At 40.6% G+C, this 11,605-nt stretch carries 12 protein-coding genes and 2 pseudogenes; 12 read left to right on the forward strand and 2 right to left on the reverse strand.

The window, feature by feature from the left end; all coding sequences use genetic code 11:
* From AC1U9U_RS13080 to AC1U9U_RS13095, 4 genes and pseudogenes are all read left to right on the forward strand, one after another.
* Positions 1-474, forward strand: a pseudogene (locus AC1U9U_RS13080) (hypothetical protein); the annotation flags it as partial.
* 117 nt (positions 475-591) lie between these two features.
* Positions 592-1,713 carry a sensor histidine kinase gene (locus AC1U9U_RS13085; protein ID WP_479960993.1) on the forward strand — a complete coding sequence of 374 codons (1,122 nt, stop codon included), beginning with the start codon at positions 592-594 and terminating at the stop codon, positions 1,711-1,713.
* 13 nt (positions 1,714-1,726) lie between these two features.
* Positions 1,727-2,365, forward strand: a complete 639-nt coding sequence (locus AC1U9U_RS13090) for a response regulator (RefSeq protein ID WP_479960994.1) — start codon at positions 1,727-1,729, stop codon at positions 2,363-2,365.
* A gap of 20 nt (positions 2,366-2,385) precedes the next feature.
* Positions 2,386-4,098 (forward strand): MBL fold metallo-hydrolase RNA specificity domain-containing protein, encoded by a 1,713-nt coding sequence (locus AC1U9U_RS13095; RefSeq protein ID WP_479960995.1) that lies wholly within the window; start codon positions 2,386-2,388, stop codon positions 4,096-4,098.
* Positions 4,099-4,100: 2 nt separating this feature from the next.
* Here the strand turns inward: AC1U9U_RS13095 and AC1U9U_RS13100 are convergent, their stop codons facing one another.
* Positions 4,101-4,691 (reverse strand): HD domain-containing protein, encoded by a 591-nt coding sequence (locus AC1U9U_RS13100; protein ID WP_479960996.1) that lies wholly within the window; start codon positions 4,689-4,691, stop codon positions 4,101-4,103.
* A gap of 206 nt (positions 4,692-4,897) precedes the next feature.
* Between AC1U9U_RS13100 and AC1U9U_RS13105 the strand changes: the two genes are divergently transcribed.
* The 6 genes from AC1U9U_RS13105 to AC1U9U_RS13130 all read left to right on the forward strand — a co-directional run bounded on the left by AC1U9U_RS13105 (position 4,898) and on the right by AC1U9U_RS13130 (position 9,515).
* Positions 4,898-5,674: a DnaD domain-containing protein gene (locus AC1U9U_RS13105; RefSeq protein WP_479960997.1), complete on the forward strand. Its 777-nt coding sequence runs from the start codon at positions 4,898-4,900 to the stop codon at positions 5,672-5,674.
* 60 nt (positions 5,675-5,734) lie between these two features.
* On the forward strand, positions 5,735-6,550 hold the full coding sequence (locus AC1U9U_RS13110) for an ATP-binding protein (protein ID WP_479960998.1): 816 nt from the start codon (positions 5,735-5,737) through the stop codon (positions 6,548-6,550).
* Between the two features lie 86 nt (positions 6,551-6,636).
* Positions 6,637-7,203, forward strand: coding sequence for a hypothetical protein (locus tag AC1U9U_RS13115; RefSeq protein ID WP_479960999.1), 567 nt, complete (start codon positions 6,637-6,639; stop codon positions 7,201-7,203).
* A gap of 98 nt (positions 7,204-7,301) precedes the next feature.
* Entirely contained in the window at positions 7,302-8,039 is a 738-nt protein-coding gene (locus AC1U9U_RS13120; RefSeq protein ID WP_479961000.1) for a phosphatase, read from the forward strand.
* Between the two features lie 77 nt (positions 8,040-8,116).
* The gene (locus tag AC1U9U_RS13125) at positions 8,117-8,821 is read left to right on the forward strand and encodes a hypothetical protein (RefSeq protein WP_479961001.1); all 705 of its coding nucleotides are present in this window, start codon (positions 8,117-8,119) and stop codon (positions 8,819-8,821) included.
* 79 nt (positions 8,822-8,900) lie between these two features.
* Positions 8,901-9,515, forward strand: a complete 615-nt coding sequence (locus tag AC1U9U_RS13130; protein WP_479961002.1) for a hypothetical protein — start codon at positions 8,901-8,903, stop codon at positions 9,513-9,515.
* Between the two features lie 72 nt (positions 9,516-9,587).
* Here AC1U9U_RS13130 and gap read toward each other — a convergent pair whose 3' ends face one another.
* A complete protein-coding gene (gene gap / locus AC1U9U_RS13135) occupies positions 9,588-10,583 on the reverse strand; it encodes a type I glyceraldehyde-3-phosphate dehydrogenase (protein ID WP_479961003.1) in 996 nt (331 codons plus the stop codon).
* A 196-nt stretch (positions 10,584-10,779) separates the two neighbouring features.
* On the opposite strand from gap, the gene AC1U9U_RS13140 reads away from it, so the two are divergent.
* Positions 10,780-11,196: an OsmC family protein gene (locus AC1U9U_RS13140; protein ID WP_479961004.1), complete on the forward strand. Its 417-nt coding sequence runs from the start codon at positions 10,780-10,782 to the stop codon at positions 11,194-11,196.
* Between the two features lie 209 nt (positions 11,197-11,405).
* A pseudogene (locus AC1U9U_RS13145) lies at positions 11,406-11,605 on the forward strand (phosphodiester glycosidase family protein); the annotation flags it as partial.

Consider the following 11,605-nt stretch of genomic DNA (forward strand, 5'->3'; position numbering starts at 1 on the left):
GCTTTGATTCCAGGTCCCATTAGCGTTAGTTCTTCGGAGTTTGATTCTATCCCGGCAATGGCCAAAGCCACGTGCGCATTTCCACCCCCTCGAGACCCCTTCCGTTTTAATACCCCAAAAAAGAAGAGCGCCCATACTGAAGAGTGCGGGGAACTTATAGCAGCTCCCCAACCAATTGCAAGCCCACAGCAAGTCCCCTTAGAGGGGAAGTGGCTAGCCCAAAGCCTTAAACATTTTTATCCGGGTGAAAACATCCAATGGAATTATAGAATTGAAGGACAGCACTTTCTTGCCAAGATCGATAAGCTGTTGGTTTATATTTTTCCCGAGGAATCCACAGAAGGAGCCGAAAAAGAAATTAATGAAATGATCTTGAAAATGCAAGAGAAGGGCTTTCGTATCTTCACTTGTTACAAAGAAGATCTGGCATATCCCCGCCGATTAGAACGAGAAATTCGCCGCTTTAAACGCTAAAACGAATCTTTCAACATCCTTTTACTTAAAATAGTAGGAGATTGTTATAGCAATGTCGAATACTAACATCTGCGCCGTGAAATTAAAACATTCGAATAGCTGAAAAGAGGGACTAGAGTGGCTGACAGATTGGGTATCATTATGAATAATACCCTCCAAGCAATTGAATCCGGCAAAGAAGAAATATTTTGCATTGCCGAAACTACCCGTACTGAAACCATAAGGCTTACTCAAGAGCTTGCTCAACTTAAAGCGGAAATTTCTAAAACGATAGAAGCAGTAGACAAATATCAACGAATCGAGCGACGTCTCCGTCTACGTCTCATGGAAGTTAGCCGAGATTTTCGCAGTCACTCCGAAAAAGAGATGATGGATACCTACAAACAGGCGACAGAGGCTCAAGTGCAACTTCAATTAGCCCAATCCAAAGAAATCCAATTGCGAAACCGTCGCGATGAGATTGAACGCTCCTTAAGACAAATGGAAAGCACCATTGAAAGAGCCGAAAATTTATTAAACCAGGTTACTTTGGCCATCAATCTTCTTCATGGGGGGATTACTGAGCTATCTCAAAACAATAATCCTGAACACAAACAAGAAATTGCCTTAAGAATAATTCGTGCTCAAGATGAAGAAAGGCGGCGAATTGCCCGAGAAATTCATGATGGCCCTGCTCAAAATCTAGCCAATATTGTTTTAAGATTAGAAATAGCCGAAAAACTGCTCGCACTCAACCCCGAGCGAGTGCGGGCAGAAATTACCGATCTAAAAGGTCTGGTTCGTTCTAATTTACAAGATATTCGACGGATTATTTTCGATTTAAGACCGATAGCCTTAGATCAGCATGGATTTATTTCTGCCTTAGAAAAGTATCTGCTTAATTTTCAGGAAACATATAAAATTACCTGCGACTTTAAGATTAATGGTCAAGAAAGACGTTTATTGCCGGCTGTAGAGGTTGCCTTATTTCGTTCCCTGCAGGAAGCTATGACGAATATTGCCAAACATGCCCAGAGTGACTGGGCCCGGGTCATAATCGGCTATGAGGAGAAGAATATTACAGTTAAAATTACCGACCGCGGGATAGGGTTTGATGCGGAGGAAGTGTTTACTGACCCCGGTGATCATTTCGGATTGATAGGTATGAAAGAGAGAATTGAAATGTTTAATGGCAAAATGATATTGCAATCAACCCCTAAGAAAGGCACAATGATCAAATTACTAATTCCAACCGATTGAGAGGAGGATGGGAATGATTAGAGTTGTTATCGCCGATGATCACCCTCTTCTCCGCGAAGGTTTAAGGCGAATTCTCGAATTTGAAGAGGGCATTGAAGTAGTATGTGAAGTTGGGGATGGACAAGGGGCTATTAATGTTTCGCGCAATTTAGAATTTGATATATTGCTAATGGATTTAAATATGCCGGGGGTCAATGGATTAGAGGCTTGTCAAGTAATTCGCCGCGAACGTGAAAATATTGGAATTCTTGTTCTTACTGTAGATGATTCAGATGGAAAGGTTTTTCAAGTTCTTCAATTAGGGGTTGCCGGCTATCTATTGAAAGATGTCGATCCTAAAACTTTAGTTGATTCCATTCGCAAGGTTTATGCTGGTCAACCGATCCTATCCCCGGCAGTAACCGGTAAAATTCTTGGTCAAATTGCCAATCCACATCAAAGCAAAGATACCTATCGATTAAGTGAAAGAGAATTGCAGATTTTGGCCTATGTTGTAAAAGGCTCATCCAACCGAGAGATTGGACAAGCCTTATATATTAGTGAAAAGACCGTAAAAAACCATTTATCTAGTATATTCCGAAAGCTAGAAGTTTACGATCGTACACAAGCAGCCTTAAAGGCAGTAAAGTTAAAGCTCGTTAGACTCGATTAAATAACTTTCTGGAGGATTGCATGAAAATTAGTTTTTTTGGTGCGGCTCAAGTAGTAACCGGGTCATCCTATCTTATTGAATCCAAAGGATTCAGGTTACTGATAGATTGTGGATTGTTTCAAGGTTCCAAAGCCATAAAAGAGTTAAATTATGGGGATTTTCCTTATAATCCGGCTGAGATCGATGCCTTAATTCTAACTCATGCCCACACAGATCATTCGGGACTGATCCCTAAGCTCATCAAGAATGGTTTTCAGGGGAGAATTTATGCTACCCCCGAAACAGTTAAACTATGTTCTGTGATGCTTCCCGATAGCGGACATATTCAGGAAACGGAGGTTGAACGTAAAAACCTCAAGCTTGCCCGTATGCGCCGGGAATTACTAACTCCCATCTATACTGTCCAGGACGCCCTTAATTCTTTACCATTTTTTAATCCAGTGGGCTATAGTCAAACCACTGAGCTTTCTCCAAATATTAGTTTTACCTTTTATGATGCCGGGCATATCTTAGGTTCGGCATTTGTCAAGATTAGCATCAAAGAAGGTGACCTTCATAAAACAATTGTCTTCTCAGGAGACATTGGTAATTTCAATCAACCTTTTATTGAAGACCCCAGCATTATCTGCGGAGGGGACATTGTTGTAGTAGAAACTACTTATGGAAACCGCCAACACGAAAATAAGGACAATCGCCTTGGAGAATTGGCAAAAATTATCCGTGAAGCCCATCAAACCGGCGGCAACCTGATTATTCCGGCCTTTGCCATTGAGCGAACGCAGGATCTTTTGTTTTATATCAGAAAGCTCCAGACTCTTAAGGAAATACCTGTTATGCCCATCTATGTAGATAGTCCATTGGCTATTGCGGCTACTAAGATCTTCCAAGAAAATCCTCACAATTTCGACGAAGAAACCCTTGACATGATTAAACAGGGAGACCACCCTTTGTTAATGCCCAATGTGCATTACAGCCAAACAGCTGAGGATTCTATGGCTATCAACAAGATTGATGGTGGCGCGATAATTATTGCTGCCAGTGGGATGGCTGATGCAGGCCGTATTAAATATCACCTTAAATATAATTTGTGGCGTGAGAATTCAACTGTTTTATTTGTGGGGTACCAAGCTCAAGGAACCCTTGGGCGTAGAATTATTGAAGGTGCTAAGGAAGTTACTATCCATGGTGAAAAGGTTGCTGTACGCGCCCGTATCCGGCAAATGGAAGGCTTGTCAGCTCATGCGGATCAGACCCAACTTCTTGAATGGTTGTCTTGTCTTGGGGAGCATGCGGAAAACATTATTTTAGTTCATGGGGAGCCTGAGGCACAAAAGGTTTTTGCTCAAAAAATCCAGGAAACCTTTGCAAAAATTCCTTGGATTCCTCAACTAGGTGAAGTGTTGGAAATAAGAGGTACGGAAATAGTTCCTTATCCTCCTGCCCAGCCTTGGCTGAAAGTGATTGAAGAAGCTAGTAAACAGAACAGCGAAGTTCAACCTCTTGAACTTAAGATGCCTGCCATACTGCCTCTACTTCCTCCTTTAGCCCGTTCCAAATCGGGCCAGGCTAAAGTTACCCAAGTCCAAGTTAATAGATCAATGCAGCGCCTACGCCATCGTTTAAAAGTTCTTCTTGATAGCGGTAAACGGACTAATAATTTAGATTACGTTCTGAACATTATTGATACTATCAATCGTTGGCTGGATTCCCTGGAGAATCATAAGAAAAAATAAGCTTAAATAACGGCAAATTCCAAGGTTTGCTTCTTTATTCCCGCTAGAAATCTTAAGATTTCCTCCCGCCGTTTTACCGCTAATCGCTTACCGGCTTTTGTATATACTTTGTTAGGTAATGCTTCGGCAAAAGTCCGTGCTCGTTCTATAGCATCTTCAGGGGTACGAATGAGCTCATCTTGGCCAACTAAACTTAACAATCGTACCAGGCCAATATTGCCTAAGTTATCGAGGATATCGGAATCACGCAAATACACCGCTTCATCACTTTTACCCGGTTCGGAATAATACATGTGATACTCGATGGCTTCCAAGGCAATCGGTATCTTATTGCTGGGGAAGGCCATTCGTTGTAAAACATTGGCAGCAACTCCCTTAGAGCGTAGACAATGATCCACATTAGTTAAAGCATAAGTAGGATATCTTCCTACATCATGCAACATTGCGGAAAAATAGAGTATTTCATCATCAAGGTCTAATTGCTGAGATAATTCTTTAGCAAGATGATAGACACGGGTGCAATGTTTTACGCCCCATGCCGGATGGGCACCTGCTTGATTAATTATCTGAATAATTTCTTCTCTTTGCCTCATAGAAAACTGACCCCCTTTTTTGTTCTAACTAAGATATACGCCAAAGAGGAAAAGGAGTCCTTCAATCCCTTATGTTATTTGGTAATTATTAACACCGAAATTTCGGTTAGTTTCGCTTTTTATATTACTATTTCAAATCTAATCTTGTTTTACTCTGCAATTCAGTGAAAATAAGTTATAATAGTCCTTTAGAGGAGTGAATTATAATGTCCAGATCAAATCTTTATGGGAGCTTTGTACAAGCTCTTTTGTTTTCTGGTACCGTAGGGGTACCCAAGTATTTTTTAAACCACTATTCTGAGCTTGAGATCAGTCATATTGAGGCCTTACTTATTATTCAGATCATTAGCGAAATGGAAACTAATCCATATCCCTCCAACCAAGTTCTTGCCCAACGCATGAATTTAGATGAAACAAGGATTGAGGAAATGATTGCTCATCTCATGATGCGTAATTATTTGTCTATTGAAAAATGCTGGAATCCCGTAGAACAAAATACTTACTCAAGCTATAGCTTAGTAGGACTTATCGATGAACTGGCAGAACGCTGGGCTATTGAAAAGGTTAAGCATTATGAGGCAGAACAAAACCTGCATAATCAGCAAAAGGATCCTACCAAGCTGAGCCAGGAGAAATCTGCTACTACATTAGGACAGATCATTCGAACTTTTGAACAAGAGTTAGGGCGTCCCTTAACCTCTATTGAATGTGAGGTTATTGATACATGGGTTGCCGCGAATTTTTCGGAAGAACTAATTCTCGGTGCCTTTAAACGTGGGGTTATGGCGGGAATTCGCAACTTCCGTTATATTGACTCTATCTTAAGAGAATGGGAAAAAAAGGGGTTGCGTACTCTCCAAGAAGTTGATGCCGATGACGCCTACTTTCAATCAAGACATGAGAAGTCACGTCTTAAAAAGACTTCACCTCAGCAGCCAAATCGCAGAGTCCCCCCTGATAAATATGAGAATTTTTACCTCTAAAGGTTTGTCGATAACTGAGCTTTTCTTGACCGGAGTTTAGAGAGGGGAGAAGATACTGAAATGAAATCACTAAAGGATATTATGCAGAATAATTTTCTTGATGAGCTTAAGACAACCAATGAGGGAATAGGAGTGCAAAAGGGTCCCCTTAAACCTTCAGTTAAATGTCCTCTTTGCGAAGATCGTGGGATAATATTCGATGGGGAATCGGCACGTCCTTGTTCATGTATGCAGCAAAAGCGTATGGAGAATCTTTTTCGTCACGCTCGGATGGCCCGCGGGTTATTAGGTTGCCGATTCGATTCCTTTAATAAAGACTACTATCTTAGTCGCAGTTATCCTCAAGATAAATCATATCTTGAGGGTGCTCTGAAAGCGCTAAATGCGGCCAAGGAATTTGTGGGTTGCTGTCTAGAGGATTATCATGGCTTAGGGCTTCTTCTTATTGGTCCGGTGGGGGCTGGTAAAACCTTTCTTGCTGCTTCTATCGCTAATGCCTTAATGGAACAGGAACGGCAAGTCCTTTTTCTTATTGTCCCTGATCTCCTTGACCAGCTGCGGGCTACCTATAAAACCGATGAGAATGAATTAGATCTCCTCGATACGGCACGGGAAATACCTATCCTTATTCTCGATGATTTAGGTGCCCATAACTATACAGACTGGACCCGCAACCGCCTGTATTCAATTATTAACTATCGACTAAATGAACAATTACCTACAGTTATTACTTCTAATCTTTCATTAGAAGAGATGGAGGAATATTTAGGATCCCGAACAACCTCAAGGTTAATCCAATCCTGCCGCATTTTTAGAATGAATGTGGAACAGGATATTCGCCATCGCCAGTATCAGGAAAGAGAAAGAAAAAATTAATTATTAATTTTTTAAAAAAGTATGCATGTCTTCCTCCGGACATGCATATTTTTTGTTAGAGAAGAATGGGAATGGAGGTGCCTTAAATGGCCAAAATTATTGCGCTCAATCGCAAATACTTTACTTTAACCCTAAGTGCATTACTAATTTGTCTCCTTGGTATTGCCGGAGTAACCCTTTGGAAAACTACCCAAGCAAGCACAAATGGAACGTTACCTGAGGTTAAGATGCTCGGAGTAGCTGTAGAACCTAGCTCCTTTACTCAAGATCTTACTTATGGAACTGTAACCATTAAGTCTAGCCAAATTATCAACGCCAGCAAATTTGATCTTATTGCGACAATTCAAAATACAACCAATGGAAAAATGACCAATATCCCTGTAGAGCTGGAAGTTGCCCTTGTAGGTGATGATACGCAAAAGGTCAATAAAATGGGAACCCTTCCTTCACTAGATCCCGGAGCTACAGCAAGAGTTGCTTTTCGTGAAATTAGAGCCTTGGGAGATGCAGCCGGTAAAAGTGCTACAGCCGGACAACATAAAATCACTTTGAGAGTAAAACCCAATGCTGAGGGTGGTATTACTCAAGCTACTGAAGCAAGTTTCTTCTTTAATGTAGATTCCACTGTAAAAGCTCCTAATGCAGCAAAGTAGAGTGTACTTAAAAGTGGTGCAAAAAATTTTTGCGCCTCTTTTTTATATCTTCAGTAACGGGACATAATATTCGTAGATACATAACCATGAGGTGTTTTATGAAGATTTTGGCAGATTTACATACACATACTATAAGTAGCGGACATGCTTATAGTACCCTTACGGAGAATGCCCAGGCTGCTGCTCAGAAAGGTCTACAGGTACTTGGTATCACCGATCATGGTCCTAGTATGCCGGGGGCTCCAAATCTCTATTACTTTGGCAATTTTAGTGTTATCCCGAGAAGCTTATTTGGGGTTCAATTGCTTAGGGGGGTAGAAGCAAATATTGTCAGCTATGAAGGTGAGCTGGATATCCCGATACGGTATCTGCAAATGATGGATATAGTTCTAGTAGGACTTCATCTATTGTGTTATCCCGGCGGTTGTTCCCAACAAAACACTACTGCCTACCTTAAGGCTATGCACAACCCTTACACAGATATGATGGTTCACCCCGGACGACCGGAGTTTGATCTTGATCTAGAGAGAATCGCTTTTGAGTCCGCCCAATTGAATATGCCTGTGGAAATTAACAATAGTTCCTTATGTCCCGAAAAAGGAGCTGCTTGGGATAATTGTCGCCTTTTTACTAAGGCGGTAGCTAAATATGGAAGCCTGATCTTTCTTGGCAGTGATGCTCATTACCATGATCAGGTAGGAGTCCTGGATTATTCCCTTGAACTGATAAAAGAATATCAAATCTCCGATACTCAGATTCTAAACACATCACCGGAGCGGATCATGAACTATTTATATAACCGACGCAAAAAACGCTTAACTTCGGCCAAATCCTAGGCTATTCGAATAATTATAAATTTATCAGAACAGATCAGAAAATATACCATATATTGCTAAAGAAGGGGGGCAGGAACATGATCAGCGGAGATGGCTTACAAGCAGATGCAACTGGACAAAATATAAATATACTTCCCATTAATCTTGGTTTTATAGTATTTACCCGCATAACAAGTGTTCCCGGCGGCCCAACCCTCTCTTTCTTGCAGCCCTTAATTAATAGCCGACTCTGTTATGGTCCATGGGTTTTGATTGGTTCCCAGGTCTTATTATTGCTGGCAAAATATATTTTACGTTTGGAAAATCTGCCGGTCTTGGATGTTCCTAGGAGTCAAATGCTGCAAATTCCTATAACAGAACTCCAGAACCTCCTTCAATATTTGGGATCCCGTCAAACTGCTTCAATTGACGGACAAAGAACATTTTCCGGCATTACACCTTCGGAAGGTACCCCTACAGTTACATTTCCGACTGAACTTCCCCCTCAAAGTCCCTTTTATATTTCTTTGTATATTTCCACAGACTATAGTAAAGAGCTCTTCACTCCTAGCATGATTGCTTTTGTACCGGTTTTAAGCTTTCCGGGTCTTCGTGGAGCGTTACCATTTCTTATTCTAGCCTTATTGGCAGTAATTTTTGTGCGCTGCGTTGTTCCTCCCGAGACTACAGGAGCCAAACCTGAACCTAAGTCGAGCAATCGCCCAAACCAATTCCTTAATCTATCGTCAGAGGATATCATCCTAATTCTTAGACGTTTTGGCAGGTATTTCAGCAATAAATGATTTGTTAGAATCGATACTTTATTGTAGAATTGAGCCTGTGTGTCAGTTGTATAGTTGATAAAAGGAAGTGCAGTGCTTCATGCAACAAATTGCTAAGCTCGGTCGTGAAAGACTAACAAGTCTGGTGATACTTTTTTGTTTGGTCCTGACCATTTTAATTTCTTTTGGTGTAAATTTATTAGATGTAAAAATACTTAATATCGAGCTCATTGACCGTGAGTTGTATTCAGTAATTACGGAAAAAGGAAATGTTAATATTCATCCCAATGATATTCTGCGGATCGAAAGGAGCTATACAAAAGAATCGATAACCGGTGAAACCATCGAGTTGGCTAAAATCTATACCGACGAAGGATTTGTTTATTTCTCATCGAAATCTCCCTATGCGGCAATGGGACGGAAGTTAATGAATGCCGTTGATTATTACGGCCTACCCCTTTGGGAGCGACCAGGCATTGAATGGGAAACCGTTAAAAAATATGGTTACTCTATCGGTACCCCTTTGTCCCAAGTACCATTATTATTTTTCCTTATTTCACTACAGTATGCGGCTTTATCTGTTGGCGGTATTGCATTAATTACCCTAGTGTTTCCTTTACGTTTGGAAGAAGATGAATGGGAAGTTGCATCAAATATTAGCCAACGGGAGCAAGAGAAAACCCCGGAAGAGTCCTTGGAAATAGCAGCTAAATAATCGGCACACACTAAATAAAAAAAGAGCCTAAGGCTCTTTTTTAATACTTTATTATTTTGATTCTTACTAAAGCTAACGACTAATGTATTCAGCAAGATCGACAACGCGGCATGAATAACCCCATTCATTATCATACCAGGAAATTACCTTAATAAGGTTATCTTCCATCACCATGGTAGATAATCCGTCAACAATTGAAGAGGCCGCACTACCGTTGTAATCGCTGGAAACCAAAGGCAGGTCGGTATATTCCAAGATGCCCTTCAAATTTTTGCTGGCACTGCGTAGTACTTCGTTAACTTCTTCTTTGGTAGTATTTTTTTCGATTTCGGCTACCAGATCAATTACCGAAACATTAGGGGTAGGAACTCTCAAGGAAAAGCCATTCAGTTTTCCCTCTAATTCAGGAAGAACGAGTGCAACAGCTTTGGCAGCACCTGTAGTTGTTGGGATGATGGAAAGGCTGGCAGCGCGAGCTCTGCGCAGATCTTTATGGGATTGGTCCAGGATTTGTTGATCATTGGTAAAAGAATGGACCGTAGTCATTAATCCTCGTTTGATGACGAAATTCTCGTGGAGGACTTTAGCTACAGGAGCTAGACAATTAGTTGTACAGGAGGCATTAGAAATAATATGATGCTTTTGCGGGTCATATAGTTCTTCATTAACCCCCATAACGATGGTAATATCTTCTTCTTTGGCAGGAGCAGTGATTATAACTTTACGGGCACCATTTTGTAAGTGTTTTTGGCAAGCTGTTCCGTTATTAAACTTGCCACTGGATTCTATAACTACATCGACACCCAATTCTCCCCAAGGAATATCCCCAGGATCAGTATGAGAAACAACTTTAATGAGTTTTCCATCGACAGTAAATCCACCATCGATATGTTCTACTTCTGCCGGAAAAATTCCATGTACGGAATCATATTTTAAGAGATGGGGCAAAACCTGTCCGGTTGAGCGATTATTGACTGCAACAATTTCCACATCTTTTCTTCCGTAAGCAGCCCGAAAAACATTCCGTCCAATTCGGCCAAATCCATTAATGCCAATTCGAATTGCCAAAGTTACCGCACTCCTTTATTTCAATCTATAATTCGTTATATCCATTTGTTAGTTTAGCATTTTTTACAGTATGACACAATTACTTTTTAGCTGGTTAATGTGACATACTTGATAAAAATTATGAAGTGCTGCTGCTTATTTGTTTTTAAAGGATTGCTGGGCATAATAAGAAAAAAAGAATGAAGGAGGCTTAGCAATGCAAGTTACTGTAAGTCATGTAAAAGGTATGCACTTTGAAGGGGAAGGCAGTTCGAAGCTTCGTACTCAAATTGACAGTAGTGTTACCGTTGGGGGAACCGGATACGGATCAAGTCCTATGGAGTTAGTACTGATGTCATTAGCCGGCTGCAGCGGCATGGATATTATCGTCATTCTCGAAAAGATGCAAATTACTTACGATCGCTTTGAAATCACTGTTGTTGGCGAGCGAGCTGCTGATCATCCGCGAGTTTTTACGGATATCGAACTAACTTATAAATTCTGGGGAAGCAATCTTCCGGACCAGAAAATTTTACGGGCCATCCAACTTTCGATGGAAAAGTATTGCAGCGTAGCCAATATGCTGGATAAAGTAGTTAACTTAACCTATAAATTGGAAACCTATCCGAATTAATGCTTATTTCACCAAAAATCGTTTAGAAATAATTAATTTCTTTAAGGTTGAACCGCAAGTCAGCATTTGTTATACTATTTTTGTCCAATGTTGTCTAAGGATATGCAAGATAGGGGTAAGCCGCAGAATCGAATCATGCGGCTTTGTTTTTTTGAGTATGAGTAAAAGTTTTTATAATTAAAAAGAACACAATATGGAGTGAACTTAAAATTATGAAAAAAAAGCGCAGAATCCGTTGGAAAATGATTGTTGCTTTTATCTTATTCAATATTATCTTTGCGGGCTGCCTTGTTCCTATTGTATTATTTTGGGGACCTTTTCAAGCTCTAAAAGTAATGGCTGTAGGAGCAGTTGAAACTTCCCGTCACCCACAGGTTGTACGTTTTTTCCTTTCAGAAGAAAAAATCAG

The sequence above is a fragment of the Desulfitobacterium sp. genome, from assembly GCF_982384815.1.

Bases quoted from the DNA above. Each gene is read 5' to 3' on its own strand.
- AC1U9U_RS13095 (WP_479960995.1), top strand. From the start codon at position 2,386: ATGAAAATTAGTTTTTTTGGTGCGGCTCAAGTAGTAACCGGGTCATCC.
- AC1U9U_RS13125 (WP_479961001.1), top strand. From the start codon at position 8,117: ATGATCAGCGGAGATGGCTTACAAGCAGATGCAACTGGACAAAATATA.
- AC1U9U_RS13140 (WP_479961004.1), top strand. From the start codon at position 10,780: ATGCAAGTTACTGTAAGTCATGTAAAAGGTATGCACTTTGAAGGGGAA.
- AC1U9U_RS13090 (WP_479960994.1), top strand. From the start codon at position 1,727: ATGATTAGAGTTGTTATCGCCGATGATCACCCTCTTCTCCGCGAAGGT.
- AC1U9U_RS13105 (WP_479960997.1), top strand. From the start codon at position 4,898: ATGTCCAGATCAAATCTTTATGGGAGCTTTGTACAAGCTCTTTTGTTT.
- AC1U9U_RS13120 (WP_479961000.1), top strand. From the start codon at position 7,302: ATGAAGATTTTGGCAGATTTACATACACATACTATAAGTAGCGGACAT.
- AC1U9U_RS13130 (WP_479961002.1), top strand. From the start codon at position 8,901: ATGCAACAAATTGCTAAGCTCGGTCGTGAAAGACTAACAAGTCTGGTG.
- AC1U9U_RS13115 (WP_479960999.1), top strand. From the start codon at position 6,637: ATGGCCAAAATTATTGCGCTCAATCGCAAATACTTTACTTTAACCCTA.
- AC1U9U_RS13110 (WP_479960998.1), top strand. From the start codon at position 5,735: ATGAAATCACTAAAGGATATTATGCAGAATAATTTTCTTGATGAGCTT.
- AC1U9U_RS13100 (WP_479960996.1), bottom strand. From the start codon at position 4,691: ATGAGGCAAAGAGAAGAAATTATTCAGATAATTAATCAAGCAGGTGCC.